This window comes from Synechocystis sp. PCC 7339 (assembly GCF_019924095.1).
In the GTDB taxonomy this organism is placed as follows: Bacteria; Cyanobacteriota; Cyanobacteriia; order Cyanobacteriales; family Microcystaceae; genus Synechocystis.
In genome coordinates, this window is the sequence record NZ_CP063660.1 from 52,804 (window position 1) to 72,703 (window position 19,900).

The window sequence follows — 19,900 nt, forward strand, 5'->3', positions numbered from 1 at the left end:
TATGCAAGGTAAATAAATCTGAGGTGCTTATGCATCGCATTATTCTTTCCACCGTCGGCACCAGCCTTTTAACCCAACAAATTGAACGGGATCAACCCCAGCAATCCCATTGGAGCCAAGAACTAAGCAACACCGTCAACCTTAACCAAACAGACATTAGCCCAGAAATTCAAACCATCATCGCCACCCTACAGCAACGGGCGATCGCCAAACTAAACAACGGAAAAATAGCAGAAATTCGTCGAGCAAGCGCAGAACTGAACGGTATTTACGGCATTTATGACAACCAACTGAGTCAGGGTCGCCAAGACATTCATTACCTCATTGCCACCGATACCTATCAGGGACAAATCACAGCCCAAATCATTGCAGACTTCTTGCGGGAACAGGGCATTGGCAACATTGCAATTTTTGTCCCGCCGGGCCTCTCCACCGCCACCACTATGGACTTTTCTCTTGGTATAGATACTCTATTAATTTGGTTAGAAGACCACATCGAGCCCTACCGCCAGCAATACTCCATCCAATTCAACCTAGTGGGAGGCTTCAAAAGCTTGCAGGGTTACCTCAACACCATTGGCATGTTCTACGCCGATGCTATCCACTACATCTTTGAAGGAAAAGGGGCCGAACTAATTTCTATTCCCCGTTTGCCCATCCAGGTGGACACCAGCCAACTGCAAGACTATGCATTGACCCTAGCCCAACTTAAAGCAGGGGCAGAACTGCCGGTCAGTGCCATGGCTAGAATTTCTGAAACTCTGTTCAGCACCATTGACAATAAAGCAGTGCTCACCACCTGGGGAGAATTAATCTGGAACCGGGCTAAAACAGAACTATTGACAGGGGAATTATTGCCTTTTCCGTTGCTAGTTTATCAAGATAGTTTCCGCCAGGATTATAACCAAACCCGCCATGGCAAAGAACGTCTGAAACTGCAAGAAACCTTAGCTAAAGTTTCATACTTACTGAGCCAAAGTGGGGGCAATGTAGCAATTTTAAAAAGTGATGGTGGGCTACAATATGACAAATATAAAAATAAAAAAGATGCTAAAACCAAGGAGGATATAGACCATTTTCGAGTTACCCAAGGCATTCGGGTTAGTTGCCAAATGCAAGCAGGGCAGTTATTGTTGCGGCGCCATGGTCAGCATTCCATCAATGATAATCCTTAATTTACTTTTTTCTTTCCATTTACCTCCGCGCTATTAAAAAATATGAAAGTGATCACCTTTTTAGGCACTGGCAAATATGAAGAAACCACCTATCTCCATCCCCATGGCGGCAAGTCAGCTAAACCTAGTCCCCTTTTCCAAGAAGCATTGCTGGATTTTTATTCACCCCAAGAAATGCTAGTGCTGCTCACCCCCACAGCGGCCGCCCATAGTAACTGGAATACCATGCAAACTCGGCTCTAGGAACGGGTTAAACTCACCCCTATTCATGACGTGCCCGAGGGCCAATCCCCCCCAGAAATGTGGCAAATTTTTGACCTCATTACCGACCATATCCACAACGGCGATCGGGTAATTTTCGACATCACCCACAGCTTTCGGGCCATTCCCCTGGTGGCACTACTGGCTGTCAGCTATCTACCCCTCTTCCGTCAGACTGAGGGAATTAAAATGGAGATAAAAGGCTGAAAAGCGCGGAGGGAGAATGACAAAGACAAGAGAGGCGAAAAAGACAGTACAGTGTGTAGACACATATAGTGAACTGTATAAAGATATATTTCCAGAAGTGAGGTCTTATGAGTCATTTAAATATATCATTGTGGGAATATTAAGTGATATAAAAAGAAAGAGTTTACCTGCAATAGCATCATCACTAGGATTGAAAAATGAACAGGGATTACTGCATTTCATGACAGATTCTCCTTGGGAATTAAAAGAATTAGAAAAAAGAAGATTAAATATTATCTTAGAAGTTTTAGAAGGAAGAGAAATAATAGTAATAATAGATGAAACAGGAGACCCCAAAAAAGGGAAAACAACAGATTATGTAAAAAGACAATATATTGGAAATTTAGGAAAAATAGAAAGCGGTATAGTGTCAGTAAATGCCTATGGTTACTGCAATGGAGTAACGTTTCCTCTAGAATCAAAAGTATTTAAACCAAAAGAAAGATTAAAAGAGGGAGATAAGTATAAAACAAAGCCGGAATTAGCAGTAGAGATAATAAAAGAACTAGAAGAAAGTGGTTTTAAAATAAAAAGAGTAGTGTCAGATAGCTTATATGGAGAAAGCCATAGCAATTTTATCAGTGCCGTAGAGGAATTAAAAATAGAATATGCAGTGGGAATCCGGAGCAATCATGGGGTCTGGCTTCCAAAGGAAGCTAAAGTAAGGGCAAATAAGTGGAGGAGGTTTGAACATATAAGATGGGATGGAAAACAGGAAGATAGGTATATCAGAGAAATAGTTTATGGCAAAAAAAACGCAATAAGATATTGGGAAATTAAAACAGAAACAGAAAAAGAGGAGGAAAAAGCAGGATGGTTTGTAATGACTCGAATACCAGATATTAAATATAAAGAAGTTGGCAGAATATATGGGGTAAGGTCATGGATAGAATATGGATTTAAGCAATGCAAAAGTGAATTAGGATGGGCAGATTTTAGGGTAACTCATTATGAGCAAATTCAAAAATGGTGGGAATTAGTGATGTGTGCATATTGTATGATTTGTTTTTATGATGAGAATTTTAATCCGACTCTAAATTCAACGTCAAAGTATCATCAAAAGCATGAAAAATGGGATAAAGAAGAAGGGTGGAAAAAATGGCTAAACAACCTACGATTAGTGATCTCTGTATTTAATGCAATAAATCTTATCAAAAAGTGGTTAAAAGTATTTCCATTTGCCCATGTTTTGGATGAGTTAACTAAACTTTACAACAAGGTTGATAAGCTAGATCGATTAAAGTATTTGCTAAATTCATGGAATACATTCTATTCTTCTTCTGCCTAGATTGATGAAAGAGGGCTACGCCAGGTAAAACAAGTGGAAGTATTGGGCTTGGTATATGGGGCTTTTGACAAAAGCAAGACAAATCAACCTAGTCCTAGCTATGACCTCCTGCCCATGCTCGGTTTACTGGATTGGATGTCGGCGGTGGAAAGATTCACCGAAGCCGGGGACGGTAGGGCCTTGTCCCACTTGCTGGAGTCGGTTCTGAGTCCAGAAGAACAAGCCCAAGATCTCAGTCTTAAAAAAGCCCAAAACAGACTCAATAACGTAGCCGAAAAAATCCAACAAGTTTCCCAAGCCTTGGCCCTAGCCCGTCCCGATGAAACAATCCGAGCCTCTAGCTCCCTGCAAAAGTCGTTAACCAATGCTGGAGCCACCATGGCAGACTACGCCAAACCCTTCGATTTAGTGCGAGAACGGGTGATTGCTGGCTATGGACAATTTGCCCAACAAAACAGGGAAGATTTGAGGGAATCCCTCCGCTTGCAGTTCCAAATGATTGCATGGTTCATGGAGCGGGGGCAAATTCTGCAGGCTGTAACCCTGGGGCGAGAATGGTTAGTGTCCTGGGTTGCTTTCCAATTGGGAGAAACGGATCTGCTGGACAAGGCCTGTCGCACCGCCACAGAAGGGGCATTGCACAACGGCAATAATATCCTGAAAGAAAAAACTATTGATCGCCCTTCCCCTCTGGATCAAGCTTTTGCCACCCTAGCCAATCAAGCAGATGTCAGCCGACTCTGGGATCAAATAACCCAACTTCGCAACGATCTTGCCCATGTGGGCATGAACAAAAGTCCTGCTTCGGTAAGAAACATTGAATCTAGGGCTAAGGAGCGATTTATTGATCTGCAAAAATTGCTGACCCAACTTTGAACCCTCAAGCGTTGCCCGTCTGATGAAAATAACATTCCCCCACCCCAAAGCTGGCTCAAAGGTTGGCAATAGTGATAATTGATGAGCGCTGTATTGGCTTCCCCCAGGGTGTCATCATGGATATACCAACTATTGCACCAGTTCAAGTAGGCGTAAGACAATTCTGCCGAAGTCTCCATCTACTTAAGCTTGAGGTTACAGGCTCGGGCTAACAGACACCCGTAAAGATGAACTAGCAAGTGATTATCTCGCCGAGAAGACCGGCTCAGAATATCAGGAGAATATGGAAGTTTATACGGATCTTTAGCAGTCTTATGAGAAAGCAGTGCTAGTTGATAAACACCATATTCAATTTTCTGATTTTCCTAATATCTCAAGCACTTCATCACACCAATCCACCCAACTCTCCTCAAAACGGATTCCCCGTAACAAGGTTAGATAGCGGTACCGATCCCGGGCTGAAGGGGGATCGTCCTTAAACTGCCCATGCTCTAAATAATGCGCCTGTTTTTCTCGAAAATGTTGCAAATGCTGTTGGTGTAAGAGCTTACGTCGTTGAATCTCCCCCAGGATAATGCCCGATTCCACATAGGGAAAATCCATAATTCGGACTAATAAATCCTCTCGAATCGGCGTAGGTTCCGTGGGCTGTAAACACCAGTGCAATAGAATCTGCTTGCCTTCTGGGGTGATCGAATAAATTTTTTTATCGGGTTTTCCCTTCTGGGGCACCGTATGCTTAGACACCCAACCCGCCGTCTCCATTTTGCCCAGTTCCCGATAAATCTGTTGTTGACTAGCTTGCCAAAAGCAACTGATGCCGTCTTCAAAACGCTTACTGATGTCATAACCGCTGGCGGGTAACTCAATCAAAATCGACAGGATTGTGTGGGCAAGGGCCATAGCAATAAAAAACTCAGAGCGGGCGATTGACATATCCAATTAGTTGAGTATAGACTGACGGCAACTACTCAACAAGTTGTATAAACTTTGTTGTCTAAAAAGAGTTTGGTATGGCCATGGATCTCCGCGTTGCTTCTTCCCTTGTTCCTCGTCCGACAGTAATTGTTGAAACAACGCCGTTGATGATCGCTGAACCGTCTCCTCAGAAAAATAAAAGGGGACGTTGGCGGCGTTTATTCCTCTGGACGGCGATCGCCATAGCTACGGGGGGAGTGGGCTGGTGGTGGTTGGGGCAAGAACAAACTACCTCTGATGTCACGGCCATGGCCTCGGCGGTAGGTGAAAAAGCATCGTTACCCGTTACGGTGAGTCCCGTTGAGCCGGTTAGGGGTTATCAGGTAAAACGCACCTATACTGGCGAAATTGTTCCCCGTAAGCAAAGCGACTTGGGATTTGAACAAGGGGGAACTCTGACTGATTTATGGGTAGATAAAGGGGCTACGGTGGTGGAAGGTCAACCCTTGGCACGGCTCGATACCCGAACCTTAGAAGCACAAAAAGCAGAACTGCAAGCTCAACAATTAGAACTACAAGCGGGATTAGCGGAATTAAACAATGGCTCCCGTTGGGAAGATATTGCGGCGGGGCAAGGGGCGGTAGCAGAATTAGAAGAACAATTAAACTTAGCAACCCTGAAAACCCAACGACGGGAACAGCTTTATGCGGAAGGGGCAATTGCGTTGGAGCAGTTGGACGAAGAACGGGTGGCAGAGGCTTCCTTGAAGCGCCGTTTGGAGATCGCCCAAAGCAATTTAGACAAACTCAATAACGGCAGCCGCCCCGAACCGATCGCCGGGCAACGGGCTCGCATTCAGGGGTTAGAAGCGCAAATTCGCCAGATTGACATTCAAATTTCTAAAGCGGAACTACGAGCGCCATTCTCCGGCACCATCGGCGATCGCCTAGTCGATCCGGGCATGGTAGTAGCAGCAGGTAGTCCAGTGTTTCGCTTGCTGGCAGGGGGGATGCCGGAAGTTCATATTGGTATTCCCCCTAATCTCTCCGGCCAAATGCGGATAGGACAAATCTATACCGTTAAGGTTCGGGGTCAACGTTACAGCGGTACGGTGACGGCTCTCTTGCCTGCGCTGAACAGCAGTACCCGTACCACTACTGCCATTTTCCAGCTAACCGATGCCCCAACCACACTCCAAGCCGGGGAAACTGCCCAGTTAAAGGTGACTGAAACCGAACCTTTAGAGGGATTTTGGGTTACTTCCACTGCCCTAGTAGCGGGGGAACGAGGTTTATGGTCGATCTATGTTTTGGGAGCGGCCCAGCCCCAACCAAATCATTACACTGTGTCCCGCCAAGATGTGGAAGTGCTCCATACCCAAGGCGATCGCAGTTTAGTGCGGGGGCTATTGCAACCTGGCGATCGCCTGATTAGCAGTGGCAGTCATCGCCTGGTGACGGGACAAACGGTAACGGTGCAGTAGGGAAAAACGTCCATGTTTAGTCTTTTTTATCGCAATGGTCGGCTATTAATGTTGACCCTGATCCTTGTGTTGGTGTGGGGCATTACCGCCTTGTTTACCCTGCCCCGCATGGAAGACCCGGAATTGGTACAGCGTTTTGGTACTGTTACCACCAGCTTGCCCGGTGCCACCCCAGAACGGGTCGAAGCACTGATTACCGAAAAAATTGAAGATAAGCTTCTGGAACTCGAAGAAATTTCCGTCATCGAATCTACGTCGAGTCGGGGCCTATCCATCATTGAAATTGAACTGGACGAAGCCATTCAAAATGTTGACCCAGTCTGGTCAAAGGTGCGTAGCGAGTTAAACAATGTCATACCCTTACTACCAACCGACGCCAGTGAACCGGAGTACGAAGCCAGTAATGCGGTTGCCAATGCCTTGATTGTGGGTTTGACCTGGGAGCTGGACAGTCCCGCCAATTTTAATCTCCTGCAACGGGTTGGCGATCGCCTAGTACAGCAACTCCGGGAGTTACCGGGGACAAAGCAAGTGGAGATGGTGGGGGATGTGCCGGAAGAAATTCAAGTAGATGTGCAACCGGCGGAGTTAGTGCGTTTAGGCTTGACCCCCAGGGCCTTAGCCCAGCAAATTGCCGCCAGTGATGCCAAGGTGTCCGCTGGGCAACTACGTAGCCCCCAAACCGATTTATTAATTGAAATCGACAGTAATTTGCAAACCCTGGAGCAGATTCGCCAAATTCCTATTAAAGTTGCCACTAGCGGCGAAAGCCAACGGCTGGGTCACATCGCCCAGGTGAGTAAAGGGGTACAGTCTCCCCCCACTTCCCTAACTTTGATTAGTGGCAAACCGGCGATCGCCATTGCGGCCATGGTGGAATCTTCTGTCCGGGTAGATCAATGGGCAAAGCAGGCCCAGGCAGTGCTAATGGCCTTTGAAGAGGATTTAGGTACAGGGCTGGGACTGACGGTGGTGTTAGACCAAAGCCAGTATGTACAGCAACGGCTCAATGGGGTTTGGCAAAACTTGCTGATCAGTTCTGGGTTAGTGATTGTTGTGTCACTGGTGATGTTGGGCCTAAAAGCGGCATTGGTGGTGGGAACCGCGTTACCTCTGGCCACGTTGATGGTGTTTGGGGCCATGGGGGCGTTGAACATCCCCCTACACCAAATGTCCGTCACCGGCTTGATCATTGCGTTGGGGTTATTGATTGATAACGCCATTGTGGTGGTAGATGAAGTACAGCAGCATCTCCAGCAGGGAATGCCACCGGAAAAAGCCGTTGCCGACACGGTGCAACACCTCTGGATTCCTCTCCTGGCTTCCACGTTAACCACTGTCTTAGCCTTTGTACCCATTGCTTTTTCCCCCGGTGCCACAGGGGAATTTATCGGGGCGATCGGGGCAACGGTCATCCTTGCCCTGGTCAGTTCTCTGTTGTTATCCCTGACGATAATTGTTACGTTTGCCGCAAAACTAGCGCCTTGGCAACCCTTTCAGCGCTACCCGTGGCTACAAACTGGGGTGAACCATGCCGCTTTGTCCCGTGCTTACCGTTGGAGCTTGGAGGGGCTTTTTCGCCGACCCTGGTTAACCATTGGACTCTGTTTAGTCTTACCTCTAGGGGGATTTTGGCAATTTGCCCAGCTAGAGCAGCAATTTTTTCCGCCCACCAACCGTGACCAGTTTCAAATCCAATGGACGTTACCCGCCTCCACTGCCATTACTGTTACCCAAGCCCAGGTTCAACAGGCCCGAGACTTAATCCTGGAATACCCTGATATAGCCGATGTTCACTGGTTTCTGGGGGAAAGCGCCCCTGCCTTTTTTTATAACGTCATCCCCAACCGGGAAAATGCAGCCAATTATGCCCAGGGCATTGTTCAACTCCGCTCCACGGATAACCTCCGGGCTATTATCCAAACCCTACAACAGGCGTTAACCCAAGCTTTTCCTGAAGCGCAAGTGCTGGTGCGACAGTTAGAACAGGGCCCGCCCCTGGCCGCTCCCATTGAACTGCGGTTATCCGGGTCAAATTTACGGGAATTGAGGTTACTTGGGGATCAGTTACGGGAGAAACTCACCACCTTGGAAAATGTAATTCACACCCAAGCAAATCTTTCGGAAGCGTTACCCAAACTAGCGTTACAAGTAGATGAAGTCCAAGCCCTTTTAGTCGGGTTAGATCATCAGGCGATCGCCAATCAATTACAGGCCGCGCTGGAAGGGGTAACGGGGGGATCGGTCTTGGAAGCTACCGAAGATGTGCCGGTTCGTGTCCGGGTCAATTCTTCTACCCGTCAAGATTTAGATCAGATTCGTTCCCTGGATTTCCTCACCTCCAACGGTGAGCTGCTGCCCCTCGCGGCGATCGCCAATGTGACGCTAGTGCCTGGCGTGGCCCAAATTAATCGCTATAACGGCGAACGGGTTAATACTGTGCAGGGCTTTTTGACGGCTGGAGCTTTACCCTCTAATACTTTGGCGCAATTGCAGGAACAACTGAAAGCTCAAAATTTCTCGTTACCGCCAGGATACGCTCTCGCCTATGGTGGGGAAGCCGATGCCCAGGGGACAGCGGTGGCTAATCTTTTGGGTTTGGTGGGTATTTTAGCGGTGACCATGGCGGCGACGCTGATACTATCCTTCAATTCCTTTCGTTTAGCGGCACTAATTGGTTCAGTGGCCCTGTGGTCGGTGGGTTTGGCCGCCCTTGCCCTCTGGCTGTTCCAAGCACTCTTTGGCTTTACCGCCATTTTAGGCACGTTGGGTTTAATCGGCTTAGCTATTAATGATTCCATTGTTGTTCTGGCCGCATTGCAGGAAAATCCCTTAGCCCGTGTGGGTCATGCCCAGGCCACTTCTACTGTTGTCTTGAAAGCTACCCGTCACGTCCTCGCCACCACGTTTACCACCATTATTGGTTTCACTCCATTGCTGTTAGATGAAACGGGGTTTTGGCCTCCCCTGGCGATCGCCTTAGCCGGGGGATTGGGGGGCGCAACTTTATTAGCACTGTACTATGTACCTGCTGCCCATCTTTTGTTAATGAGAAGTCATCGGGTATCCAACTAACCACGGTCTTACCGTTGAGGAAAATAATTGATGTCACATGCTAGAGATGTTCGTGGACTACGTCGTTACGTATTGATGGGTCAAATTCTCTCGATCCTGATGGGGCTAGCGGGATTAATCTCGATCAGTTTATTTATTGATCCAGCAATCATGGGAATTGCTTCAAAGCAACAGGCTGAGTACCGAGGGAATTTATTCTTTTTGATGGTCGGTATTGGCTTTCTTTGTTTTGCGCTCCTTTTTAATGGTATGCCGCTTATCTTGGTCGTTAGCCTGCTCCATTTCGAGTGAGGATAGTGCTTTGAAATTTTTTGGTGAAGTGTTCAAAGTTGCATCGGTGATAGATTGTCTAAATAGAATAGAGGTGTTCTTGTTTTGCTTGAATCAGTATTAAAAGGTCGTGTTGCCCTCGTTACAGGGGTAAGTAGGCGTAAAGGAATTGGCTTTGCGATCGCACAACAATTAGCAATAATGGGTGCAGACGTTTTTATTCACTCTTTTTCGCCTTATGATGCCAATCAAGAATGGGGAGCTGATCCTGATGGAATTGCTGGATTAATATTGTCTCTTCAGGAGCATGGTACACGGATCGCAAATGCTGAAGGGAATTTTCTCGATCCTGCGGTGCCAAGCCAAATTTTGGATGCTGCGGTTCAAGCCTTGGGACATATCGATATTTTGGTCGCGAATCACACTTACAGCACAATGGGGAATTTGGAAGAACTCACTGCAGCAGAAATTGACGCGCATTTACAGATTAATGTGCGAGGAACGTTATTGTTGTTGCAAGCATTTGCGGCTCAACATTATCGCCCTACTGGGGGTCGCGTCATTCTCTTAACTTCTGGGCAACATCTCAATCCAATCCCAAATGAACTGTCGTATATTGCATCAAAAGGTGCATTGCATCAACTTACGCTGAGTTTGTCTGCACATTTAATTCGGCGAGGAATTACCGTAAATACCATAAACCCAGGCGCGACCGATACCGGTTGGGCTAGTGGCGAGCTATATGAATCGATCCGAGACTTAAATCCTCAAGGACGCTGGGGGCAACCAGAAGATGCTGCTCGTTTAATCGGTTGGCTGGCGACAGATGAGGCACAGTGGATGACTGGACAAGTACTGAACTCAACAGGGGGTGGAGTATGAGCGCCTGTTGTTCAAAGGCTGACAAACGTATTGAAGAAACGATTTACGCGCTCAATGCCACAACTAATTTACCATAGCAATTTTCACATAACTGAGGTAAGTACTGGTGATTGGCAAGTTTGGACAAAGCGTCCAGCGGTAATTGAGACTGAACTAGGTTTGCTCTGGGCTATGGCTGGTCTATCAGCCCATTAGAAAAAGAGTATTGGAAATACATATCAATGATATGCCGCTTCTCGGGAGAGGGGATTGGCGATCGCCCTGAAAAGTACGTTCATCATTGTCTATGATGTAAATGCATTGCTCAATGGAAGGCTGAAATCCTTGAAATGCTCTGAGTTGTTTGCTGAAACATCATCTTGTCGAGGATTGCACTGCCTTTCGCTTGCCCCAGGGTTTAAGGGTAGACACGATAATGACTATCAGGAGTGCCAGAGTTTGCAATGCACCAACGAGAGTAACGGTGGTTTGTAGCGTGAGATAGTCAGGATTCTGCAAGACTTGCGATCCCCCTGCCTCAGAGAGAGCTGTCATTTCCTTCGTCATGGGACCCAACCAAACAGAACCAAGCACGATCAAAAGTAAGGTGACGAGTTGTTTTACCATCACCCAGTAATGTTTGAAGAAGCCCCAATTAGTAAAGCCACAAAGCAAAATACCAGTGATGACCGAAAACACAGCAGCAGGAATGATGATGTACTGCCCCAAGACGTTTCGCGCTAGGTTAATGCCGTGAATTGCTTCCCCAGGTTCGAGTAGGACAATACTCAATGCCAGAGCAACAGAGCATAGAGCTATGCCAAACCATAATCCCCCCGTAGCAATGTGCAGACTTAAAAGCCAGTTTCTCTGATTAATCTTCAATCTCATGGAGCTTCATCAAAAGCGATTGCCTTATAATTAGTTAGCGAGCTAACTATAGTTCCGGCCCGAGGACTTTGTCAAGGTAATTGCCAAGATTCATTTGTTGGCTTACAATAAGCGGGCTAATTAAATCACCTCACCATGCAAATTTTCCCAAGGCAAGAAGCTTTCCATGAGCTCGAACGTGATTTTTCTAGCTTTGACTTAGAAGCGGTCGGAAGTTGCCTTGCGTTTCTTAATGCCACAGCTGAGGTTTATGCTGCTTTTGATAAGCACTTCGAGCGTTTTGGGCTGTCGGCGGGAAAGTTTACGATCTTGATGCAGTTGTACACTGCAAAGCGAGACTTGTCCCCCTCTGAGTTTGCCAATCGCGCCAATGTGACTCGTGCCACAATTACAGGCTTGCTGGATAGATTGGAGCGAGAAGGTTTGGTTGAGCGTAAAGCCCACTCAAATGACCGACGAATGTTAACTGTCACCCTCACAGAGCAGGGAAAAAAGTTGGTTGAGAGAGTTCTGCCCGACCATTTTTGCCGTACCAAGGGATTAATGGCAAACCTCACGTCTACAGAAAAGAAGACATTCATTAAATTACTTGATAAGTTGAGATCGGGTACCCCAGCGTTGTCTGATCCAAGTTGGGATCACAGCAACCTAACAAATTAAGAGCAGTAAGGGTTCGTTGAGGCTGTCATCAGCGGTCGCCATTGCCACTAAATAGGCCTCTGCACCCTTCTGAAACGACGCAGTTAGCCAAGTCTACCAATTAACTTTGCCTACCCCGCCCATACCGGCAGTGTGTAATCTTCCGGCGCGTCAATCGGTGGGCTCGTACGTACTGACCCTGGTTCAGCAACACCGTTTTACTCATCATTCTCGGCCCTGATGCTGGATCAGCAACGCTTTGATCAGTTGCTGGGCAGTTTCCAGCCTTTCCAGCCGTTGCGGATCTTCAGATTGGGCTATCCAGGCCGCCAGTTCATTCAATGCCCCATTCACCAAATGGGCAAAGCCTTCTGCATCAACCACCTTGAGATCTCCCGCCGCCACCGCAATCTGAATCGACTCCTGCAGCAAGCCAAACCCACCCTGATCGATTTCCACCAAGGTATCTGCCGCTAGAACAGCGGGTGCTTCAATAAACACCAGTCGTCGCAACTCTTCCTGCTGAGTAACTTCTAGAAATGCCTGACAGCCAACAATGAGCTGTTCCCAGTTGGTCTCCAGCAGCTCGGCGCGGGTGCGAATGTGGGCAGTGATTTCGCCATAGGCTTCGATCACCACTGCCTTAAATACCCCCAACTTGTCACCGAACTGGTGATACAGCGCCCCTCGGGTAATCCCCAACTCACTAATAATTTCCTCGGTGCCGGTGGCGGCATAGCCCTGGGTGGCAAACAGATGCCGGGCCCGATCCAGAATGGCACGGCGGGTGCGGCGGGTTTGCTCGGCTTTGGTCAACTTGGGAGTCATGGCGATCGCCTCAATACATTCAGACAGTATGTATCTTGACAGAGTAAGGAAGAAAGGTCTATTGTAAAATACATACAGATTGTATCTTTAAAATGATCTCAACTGTTGAGGTGCAAAGACTACCTGCGTCTGGTGAATAGGATCTTTATACCGATTAGACTTTTGTAAAAGATTGATGTTTTTAGGTTAATTCAAATGAAACTTGATGAAGTTGTCCCTTGGGGCAGAACACTGAAAGAATACAAGTCAATGTTCTGCTTGTCGGAGACAGATCTAAACACGAAAATCCTTGGATGTGGTGATGGGCCAGCTAGCTTCAATGCCGAAATGACTGAATTAGGACACTCTGTCGTATCTATCGATCCGGTTTATCAGTTTTCTGCTGAGCAAATCGAGCAGCGTGTTCGAGAAACTTATGAGCAAGTGATTTCACAAGTGAAACAAAACCATCAAAACTATATCTGGAAAAACTTCCAAGATGCTGATGAGCTTGGCAAAGCTCGTCTAAACGCAATGGAGAAATTTTTGTCCGACTATGAAGCAGGGAAGGCTTCAAAACGATATTTAAACCAATCTTTGCCAAACCTAGACTTTTTTAATCACCAATTTGAGTTGTGTTTATGCTCTCATTTGCTCTTCTTGTATTCGGAGCAACTATCCCTTGATTTTCATGTAGCTTCAATTCATGAACTCCTACGCATTGCCTCAGAGGTAAGAATTTTTCCATTGCTTAAGCTTGATGGTGAAGTATCTCCATATCTTGAGCTAGTGATGGAAGATTTATCTGACAAAGGTTACAGTGCAAAAGTTCAAGCCGTTGCTTATGAATTTCAAAAGGATGGAAACAAAATGTTGAAAATTAGTCGATGAGCGATCTCGCACTGAAATCTCTCTTATAACGGACTGCCGAAAATCACCTGTGCTGTCGTAAAGTACCTAAATATTGCTGAAGGGTAACGTTAATATAGCGTGTCGGTGGCGGCATAGCCTTGGGTGGCGAAAGATGCCGTACCCGATCCAGAATGGCGCGGCGAGTACGGCGGGTTTGCTCCGTTTTGGTCAGTTTAGGAGACATGGATCGAATCGTGCTGGCTTCGGCTCAGGAATTCCGATCATTGGGCATCACAGCGAACGTGATCAATCCAGGTGCAACGGATACTGGCTGGATGTCCTCAGACCTTAAAGCTGATATGCAAGCTAGAACTCTGCTGAATCGTGTCGGTATGCCGCAAGACTGTGCAAATCTGGTCAAGTTTCTGTGTTCCAAAGAAGGAGGATGGATCAATGGACAACTGCTGTACAGTAATGGTGGGTTTCAGTAACCGTTGACAACGAGAGGGTTTTAAGATTTCTGCTTAAGACAATGCCCCAAGCTAAGAACGTAAACACAGTCTAACAACCCTGGTGCAGCGGACAGTTAAAAGATTTTGGCGATGATGCAAAAGCGATCTGCCTCCGCTGACTAGGAACGTTAGGCGTCTCAATTCAACCCTTTGCCATGTCCCCACTAAAAGTCCTAGCGCGTTGGCTTGAAGAGGAGCGCGCGAGCGGTGTCAAGTTTCCAAATGGCGCGGTCCTTGGAACCGTCAGTTCCTCTGGTCAGGTTCGAACCCGTATGCTTGGAGTCCACCTTGATGATGAAGGTCGACCTAGGTTTCATACGACGCCTGGGTCACGTAAGGTTCTTGATCTTGAGCACAACAAACGCGCCTCCCTCACGTTTGCTTTCCAGAGTTCCCTTCGATCGGTATCTCTAGAGGGGGAGATTGTTGCCCTTACAGAAATTGAGCTTTCCTCAGATTGGCTGTCGCTGGATAGTACATTCAGACGAAGCTACTTGATTTTTGGCGCGACCTCTGGCCAACCGATTAGTTCCCCATCAGAGCTTGTTTCAGCACGGCAGGCGTTGCCAGAAGATGCAGAGTTGAGCATGCCAGCGTCATTCATAGGCTTCAGGTTTCACCTTGTTGAACGAGTTGACTTTTATGTTGTAGGTCAAGGCTACTTTGCGGAACACACCACACATTCCTACAATAACCAGAACCATACTTGGTCGTCGCAGACAGTTGTGCCGTAGCGGGCCGGTTACCTCGAACGTTATGCCGCTGATTCCTTAGGGGGGCGTAACCGCAAACTTGCCTGTCTCCATTTAGAATCAAGTCAGTTCAGAATTGTGAAATGAGTAGGTAGCTGAAGTCGTTGCTAAGTTCCTACTGCTGAATCTAAATCGGTGCTACCACTAAAAAAGTCATGTCATCAGACATCATCCTGATAGGCCCTATTGGTACTGGTAAATCCACTGTTGGGTCGCTTTTAGCCAAGCGAGTGGGGCTTCCACAGCGCTCGATGGACGAGTATCGATGGAACTACTATAAAGAGATTGGATATGATGAAGAGTTAGCAAAATACAAAAGGGAAACTGAGGGATTTTGGGGAATCTACCAATATTGGAAGCCTTTTGAAGCTTATGCAGTAGAGAGATTGCTGTCAGAGCATAAAAATTGCGTTATTGACTTTGGAGCTGGTCATTCTGTCTATGAAGATAACTTCTTATTTCAGAGAGTTCAGCAAGTTTTAGCGTCTTACTCCAACATTGTCCTATTGCTACCTTCATCAAATTTAGATGAATCAGTACAAATTTTGAATAATCGAAATGAGTACCTACCAGATGGGAAGCTGAACATCAATGAGCATTTTGTAAGACATCATTCAAATCATGATCTTGCAAAGTTTACGGTGTATACAAAAGCAAAGACACCGGAGGAAACCTGCAATGAGATCTTGCAGTTGGTGGGCGCAGCATAACAACCCCGCTGCACCGGAGCGAAGTTAAGTATTGGTGGATACAAAGGCTATATGCGCCCGGTGAGCGGGAACGTTAGACCACTCAAGCTGTTGGCAGAAAAGTAATTTGAAGTTTGTCAATCAGGTTTCCGGAAAAACTTCCTCGCTAAGTTTTCTCAATTTGACGGCAAGGTAATTTTTGATTGCGTCTAGTTGTTGCGTCTTTGTTTCAACCTCTTCAATCTTGCGCTCAATGATTTTAATCTGATCCCGTTTAGATATTCCTCCACTATTCCACTCATCAAGCAATTGTTTGATTTCATTGAGTGTAAATCCTAGTTCTTTTCCTTGAACAATCATCAGAAGCCGTTCCACTGTTCCTGGGCTGTACTTTTTATAAAATCTTGTTCCTGCACGTTGATCGCTTGCAGAAATTAGTCCCAATTTATCGTAAAAGCGAATTGTGTCTTTTGATAGCCCTGTTTTCTTAGATAGTTCACCAATCAGCATAGAGTAACCTTGAACTTCTAGATTCCACTTGACTGTGGAGTATACTCCATAGTTTACGCTACTGGATGTAGCATTTAGACTTCTGGTAGAAATATGAGTAAGACTGTCTTGATTACAGGCACTTCGAGTGGTATTGGCGAGGCAACCGGAAAGTATTTCCTTCAGAGAGGCTGGAATGTGTCAGCCACGATGCGAGCGCCGATCAAAGCAGGCGATTGGACGAAAACAGAGAAGGTCATTTGTCCACGTTTAGATGTCACTTCTTCTGAGACGATTGAAATTGCAGTCCACGAGACGATCATGCGGTTTGGTCGCATTGATGCACTGGTTAATAATGCAGGATATGCGCTGATGGGTCCGCTTGAAGGTGTGATGCCTGAGCAATTAGAGCGCCAATTTCAAACCAATGTTTTTGGCTTGGCATCTACAATTCAAAAAGTTCTCCCAGTGATGCACCGGCAGGGGCAAGGCACAATTATTAATGTTGCCTCTATTGGGGGTCGCCTTGCTTTTCCGCTGGCATCCTCTTACCATGCAACCAAATGGGCTGTAGAGGGTCTTTCTGAATCTTTACGGTATGAATTGCGTCGTTTCAATATTCTAGTCAAGATTATTGAGCCAGGTGGAATTAAGACTAACTTCATCAATCACGGTTCAGCTTGGGCAAATCACCCAAACTATGCCGATCTAGTTGAACGCGTGAAACAGTTCAGTGCAGGATTAAATGATTCACTGCCCGGCCCTGAAGGAGTAGCCAGAACGATTTATAGGGCTGCAAACGATCGCTCACAAAGATTGCGATATTCCCCCCACGGAGAAGCCTTTCTACTCATGTATAAAATTCTTCCTGACTCACTGTGGCGATCACTGGTTACACGTATGATGTTTGGGAGCAAGAAGCAATAGTCTGGACACTTTCCTGAGCAAGTGCTGAAACTCTTGATTTCTCGTTGACCGAGCTACTGCGGAAGAGGCCTGAAACCCGTATTCTACCCTTGGCCATCAAAAACTGTCCGGAGTGTTGCTTCAAACGACAGGCCTTCAGTGAGCATTTTCTCGACCTATTTACCGCCATGTTCGACCTGGAGCCAACTTTGATTAAATCCCACCCCAACTACCAGACGCTCCTAAATTACTGGGTTGTAGCCATAGCCGCTTAAATCTGTCCAGAGGGTTGCGACTACCGACATGGCAGGAATGAAGAGGCCAGACAACTCGCTTTGGCTCAGCAGCAACGGCGCGGTCAGCTTCTTGCTCAAAATAATACGGGCAAAGATTTAACGCCATGTACTTCGACAGAGGGAATAAACTCCAGTTCTCTGTTGGGCGCAATGCGTAGATTGGGCAGCCTTTCTAGTACTGTGCTTAGAACAATTTTGGATTCTAACCTGGCCAGCGGCGCACCTAAGCAAAAGTGAATGCCGTTGCCAAAGGCCATGTGAGGATTAGGATCGCGATCGATTACAAACACATCGGCGTGCTCAAACTGGGCCTCATCTCGATTGGCCGCACCCATCCAAACGGTGACCATTTTTCCGGCTGGAATAGTCTGCCCATGGAGCTGAGTTTCGACCTGGGTGAACCGGGTCATAGCCTGCACCGGCGATCGGTAGCGCAAGACTTCTTCGATCGCCAGCGGCAGTAGTTGAGGATCTTGTTTGAGTTGTGCAAATGCCTCTGGATAGTCACTAAAACAAAGCATGGCATTGCCCAAGAGATTGGTCGTGGTCTCGTTACCACCCACGAGCAGCACAATGCAAAAATCCACGAGTTCTTGCGGTGAAAGGGTCTCCCCCGTTTCGTGGGCGGCAATTAAATCGCTGATTAGATCCTGACCTGGATGTTTGCGTCGTTCGGCTAGCAGGTGCCTAAAGTAGTCGGCCATCGCGGTTAATGCGGCCTGATCGTAGACGACAATGCCGTCTGACCAGCGCTTAAAATCGCCCCGATCGCCCACCGGCACGCCCAAGATCTCAGCAATCACAATCACCGGCAGGGGAATCGCTAAATCGTGCATAAAATCCATTTCACCTCGATGCTGAACCCCATCAAGCAACTCGTGGGTAATCTGCGTAATGCGGGGGGCTAGCGCCTCCACTCGTCGGGTGGTAAAGACTTGGCCCACCAGCGATCGCAGGGTGCGATGCTTCGGTGGATCAGTAAAATTAAGGCTTTCAGTGAAGTCAGTTTGCTCCGGCGGCTGAGGAATTTTAGACGAGAATATTTTCCAGTCAGAAAATACTTGCTTGACATCGTCATAGCGAAACACCATCCAGCTTTGGTGCTCTGGGTCGTAAAAGACCGGAGTGTTGTGGTGCATCTCGGCATACCACGCAAAGGGATTGCCAAAAAGTTCGAAATCTTGCATGGTAGTCTCCTAAAATATCTAAAAATTTGCAGGAAAAATTAGCCCAGCCAAAAGCAGCAGCCTCAGATGGCGATCTTGAGTCGAACCCTAGGGGTGATGCTTAAAAGCTAAGAGGCAGAAAACCAGCTCATGCCAGTAGTTATGGCAATGGCTGTTGCAACGCCGTACAGCGTGATGCCAAGTAGTGAAAAAACTAAAAGTTGCCGGGGTGGAATACTAGTAAACGGGCCAACAATGGCCACTGTCCAACTTCCTAAAAGGGGTGTCATAGGGATAAGAAACCAGACACCATAGCGGTTTAAAGCCCGACTGACGCGTTGCCCACCGCGTTTCTCTAGGCGCAAGAGCCAGGCGCGCAGTTGAGGAATTTGCATGAGGCGATCATAGCCCCACAGCAAGAGTGGAATGGGCGCAAAATTGCCCAGTACTCCCCAAAATACTACTGAAACCGCATCTAAGCCCAGAGACATTCCCGCCGCAACGGCCGCATAAACTTCTGTGTAGGGAAAGAACCCCACTGACCACGTCGTCAGTGCTTTAGTAACGTACTCTGTGGTTAGCATGGTGGTGATTTAGCCGTTGAGCCAGTACTCCATAACCGCATAACCGAACGCTCAAAGAAGAGTGAACCCACCTGCCGATAGGCTACAGTGGCTGCCGCCCAAATGCCAAACCCAACCAGCACGAGGCTCAAGCGATCTTTTATGTTCATGGTGTTTACCTTTGAAACGGTGTTACCGTAACAGTCGTTACGGTAATCGTAAATGTAATAGCTATTACGCTAACTGTCAACCATGAGTCGCCCTACCGAACCCCAAAAGAAAGCTGAGTTAATAGAAAAGTGCCTGGAAGTGGCCATTGAGGCGGGTGCGCTGGACGCTAGCATCAACGCGATCGCCAAGCGTATCGGCACCAGTGGGCGCATGCTGATCTATCACTTTGGCTCCAAGCAAGAGCTAGAGCGCCAGGTAATTGCCCGGCTAGAGGTGCGTCTGCGCGAACAGCTCCAATCACTACAAAACACAGCCGTAGCTGATGCCAATACCATTGCTGAGTCATTGCTGGCGATGTGGAAGCAATTTACTACCCCAGAGATGCAGGGCTGGCTAAAGCTGACGATGGATCTCAACCTGCGGGCGATGCAGGGCGATACCGAAACTCAGCAGTTTCTGGAGCGCGAAAATCAGCAGTGGATTAAGTCACTGACGACGCTGACGGGGGATGAAGCAGTGGCGCGATCGCTGTTTCATCTATTTCAAGGAGCCACCCTCGACTTTTTGACCACGGGCAATGCAGAACGAGGTGAGCAGAGCATTCAGTCATTTTTGGCGACGCTAAGGGTGAGCCATTCCGGGAACTTTGTTCCTAAAGTGCAACAGTCTTAGTAGTAGACAAGCATTGCAAATCAATGATAAATTAAGCTTGT

At 47.3% G+C, this 19,900-nt stretch carries 22 protein-coding genes and 2 pseudogenes; 16 read left to right on the top strand and 8 right to left on the bottom strand.

Going from position 1 to position 19,900, the window contains the following annotated elements; genetic code table 11:
- Positions 1-29: 29 nt before the first annotated feature.
- The 5 genes from IQE94_RS18060 to IQE94_RS18075 are packed head-to-tail and all read left to right on the top strand — an operon-like array spanning position 30 to position 3,846.
- A complete protein-coding gene (locus IQE94_RS18060; RefSeq protein WP_223343434.1) occupies positions 30-1,175 on the top strand; it encodes a hypothetical protein in 1,146 nt (381 codons plus the stop codon).
- A 42-nt stretch (positions 1,176-1,217) separates the two neighbouring features.
- The gene (locus IQE94_RS18945; RefSeq protein ID WP_212722414.1) at positions 1,218-1,418 is read left to right on the top strand and encodes a TM1812 family CRISPR-associated protein; all 201 of its coding nucleotides are present in this window, start codon (positions 1,218-1,220) and stop codon (positions 1,416-1,418) included.
- A 30-nt stretch (positions 1,419-1,448) separates the two neighbouring features.
- Positions 1,449-1,643, top strand: coding sequence for a TM1812 family CRISPR-associated protein (locus tag IQE94_RS18950; RefSeq protein ID WP_370630549.1), 195 nt, complete (start codon positions 1,449-1,451; stop codon positions 1,641-1,643).
- 16 nt (positions 1,644-1,659) lie between these two features.
- Complete coding sequence (locus IQE94_RS18070) at positions 1,660-2,970, top strand: IS701 family transposase (protein ID WP_223341782.1); 1,311 nt, start codon at positions 1,660-1,662, stop codon at positions 2,968-2,970.
- Positions 2,971-3,846 (top strand): TM1812 family CRISPR-associated protein, encoded by an 876-nt coding sequence (locus IQE94_RS18075; RefSeq protein WP_223343443.1) that lies wholly within the window; start codon positions 2,971-2,973, stop codon positions 3,844-3,846.
- Between the two features lie 56 nt (positions 3,847-3,902).
- Here IQE94_RS18075 and IQE94_RS18080 read toward each other — a convergent pair.
- Together IQE94_RS18080 and IQE94_RS18085 are read right to left on the bottom strand one after the other, a co-directional pair.
- Positions 3,903-4,025, bottom strand: a pseudogene (locus IQE94_RS18080) (hypothetical protein); the annotation flags it as partial.
- A 169-nt stretch (positions 4,026-4,194) separates the two neighbouring features.
- A complete protein-coding gene (locus IQE94_RS18085) occupies positions 4,195-4,749 on the bottom strand; it encodes a PadR family transcriptional regulator (protein WP_223343435.1) in 555 nt (184 codons plus the stop codon).
- A 116-nt stretch (positions 4,750-4,865) separates the two neighbouring features.
- Here IQE94_RS18085 and IQE94_RS18090 point away from each other — a divergent pair, with 116 nt between their 5' ends.
- The 4 genes from IQE94_RS18090 to IQE94_RS18105 all read left to right on the top strand — a co-directional run bounded on the left by IQE94_RS18090 (position 4,866) and on the right by IQE94_RS18105 (position 10,475).
- Entirely contained in the window at positions 4,866-6,248 is a 1,383-nt protein-coding gene (locus IQE94_RS18090; RefSeq protein ID WP_223343437.1) for an efflux RND transporter periplasmic adaptor subunit, read from the top strand.
- Positions 6,249-6,260: 12 nt separating this feature from the next.
- A complete protein-coding gene (locus IQE94_RS18095) occupies positions 6,261-9,323 on the top strand; it encodes an efflux RND transporter permease subunit (protein WP_223343438.1) in 3,063 nt (1,020 codons plus the stop codon).
- A 30-nt stretch (positions 9,324-9,353) separates the two neighbouring features.
- The gene (locus tag IQE94_RS18100) at positions 9,354-9,614 is read left to right on the top strand and encodes a hypothetical protein (protein WP_212722406.1); all 261 of its coding nucleotides are present in this window, start codon (positions 9,354-9,356) and stop codon (positions 9,612-9,614) included.
- A gap of 84 nt (positions 9,615-9,698) precedes the next feature.
- Positions 9,699-10,475 (top strand): SDR family oxidoreductase, encoded by a 777-nt coding sequence (locus IQE94_RS18105; protein WP_223343439.1) that lies wholly within the window; start codon positions 9,699-9,701, stop codon positions 10,473-10,475.
- Positions 10,476-10,829: 354 nt separating this feature from the next.
- Here the strand turns inward: IQE94_RS18105 and IQE94_RS18110 are convergent, their stop codons facing one another.
- Positions 10,830-11,345, bottom strand: a complete 516-nt coding sequence (locus tag IQE94_RS18110; protein ID WP_212722402.1) for a hypothetical protein — start codon at positions 11,343-11,345, stop codon at positions 10,830-10,832.
- Positions 11,346-11,480: 135 nt separating this feature from the next.
- On the opposite strand from IQE94_RS18110, the gene IQE94_RS18115 reads away from it, so the two are divergent.
- Positions 11,481-12,005 carry a MarR family winged helix-turn-helix transcriptional regulator gene (locus IQE94_RS18115; RefSeq protein ID WP_212722552.1) on the top strand — a complete coding sequence of 175 codons (525 nt, stop codon included), beginning with the start codon at positions 11,481-11,483 and terminating at the stop codon, positions 12,003-12,005.
- Between the two features lie 204 nt (positions 12,006-12,209).
- Here the strand turns inward: IQE94_RS18115 and IQE94_RS18120 are convergent, their stop codons facing one another.
- Positions 12,210-12,812 (bottom strand): TetR/AcrR family transcriptional regulator, encoded by a 603-nt coding sequence (locus tag IQE94_RS18120; RefSeq protein WP_223343440.1) that lies wholly within the window; start codon positions 12,810-12,812, stop codon positions 12,210-12,212.
- A gap of 195 nt (positions 12,813-13,007) precedes the next feature.
- Here IQE94_RS18120 and IQE94_RS18125 point away from each other — a divergent pair, with 195 nt between their 5' ends.
- Positions 13,008-13,682, top strand: a complete 675-nt coding sequence (locus tag IQE94_RS18125; RefSeq protein WP_223343441.1) for an SAM-dependent methyltransferase — start codon at positions 13,008-13,010, stop codon at positions 13,680-13,682.
- 43 nt (positions 13,683-13,725) lie between these two features.
- Here the strand turns inward: IQE94_RS18125 and IQE94_RS18130 are convergent, their stop codons facing one another.
- The gene (locus tag IQE94_RS18130; RefSeq protein ID WP_223343449.1) at positions 13,726-13,887 is read right to left on the bottom strand and encodes a hypothetical protein; all 162 of its coding nucleotides are present in this window, start codon (positions 13,885-13,887) and stop codon (positions 13,726-13,728) included.
- Here IQE94_RS18130 and IQE94_RS18135 point away from each other — a divergent pair.
- The 3 genes and pseudogenes from IQE94_RS18135 to IQE94_RS18145 all read left to right on the top strand — a co-directional run.
- A pseudogene (locus IQE94_RS18135) lies at positions 13,874-14,134 on the top strand (SDR family oxidoreductase); the annotation flags it as partial. The gene IQE94_RS18130 and the pseudogene IQE94_RS18135 overlap by 14 nt on opposite strands.
- Positions 14,135-14,310: 176 nt before the next feature.
- Positions 14,311-14,889: a pyridoxamine 5'-phosphate oxidase family protein gene (locus IQE94_RS18140; RefSeq protein WP_223343280.1), complete on the top strand. Its 579-nt coding sequence runs from the start codon at positions 14,311-14,313 to the stop codon at positions 14,887-14,889.
- Positions 14,890-15,062: 173 nt separating this feature from the next.
- On the top strand, positions 15,063-15,617 hold the full coding sequence (locus IQE94_RS18145) for a shikimate kinase (protein ID WP_223343282.1): 555 nt from the start codon (positions 15,063-15,065) through the stop codon (positions 15,615-15,617).
- A 120-nt stretch (positions 15,618-15,737) separates the two neighbouring features.
- Here IQE94_RS18145 and IQE94_RS18150 read toward each other — a convergent pair whose 3' ends face one another.
- Positions 15,738-16,106, bottom strand: a complete 369-nt coding sequence (locus tag IQE94_RS18150; RefSeq protein ID WP_223343284.1) for a MerR family transcriptional regulator — start codon at positions 16,104-16,106, stop codon at positions 15,738-15,740.
- Positions 16,107-16,199: 93 nt separating this feature from the next.
- Between IQE94_RS18150 and IQE94_RS18155 the strand changes: the two genes are divergently transcribed.
- Positions 16,200-17,012: an SDR family oxidoreductase gene (locus tag IQE94_RS18155; RefSeq protein ID WP_223343286.1), complete on the top strand. Its 813-nt coding sequence runs from the start codon at positions 16,200-16,202 to the stop codon at positions 17,010-17,012.
- A 349-nt stretch (positions 17,013-17,361) separates the two neighbouring features.
- On the opposite strand, the gene IQE94_RS18165 is transcribed toward IQE94_RS18155, so the two are convergent.
- The gene (locus IQE94_RS18165; RefSeq protein ID WP_223343289.1) at positions 17,362-18,474 is read right to left on the bottom strand and encodes a cytochrome P450; all 1,113 of its coding nucleotides are present in this window, start codon (positions 18,472-18,474) and stop codon (positions 17,362-17,364) included.
- Positions 18,475-18,581: 107 nt separating this feature from the next.
- On the bottom strand, positions 18,582-19,037 hold the full coding sequence (locus IQE94_RS18170) for a small multi-drug export protein (RefSeq protein ID WP_223343291.1): 456 nt from the start codon (positions 19,035-19,037) through the stop codon (positions 18,582-18,584).
- A gap of 231 nt (positions 19,038-19,268) precedes the next feature.
- On the opposite strand from IQE94_RS18170, the gene IQE94_RS18175 reads away from it, so the two are divergent.
- Positions 19,269-19,859: a TetR/AcrR family transcriptional regulator gene (locus IQE94_RS18175; RefSeq protein ID WP_223343293.1), complete on the top strand. Its 591-nt coding sequence runs from the start codon at positions 19,269-19,271 to the stop codon at positions 19,857-19,859.
- Positions 19,860-19,900 lie beyond the last annotated feature (41 nt).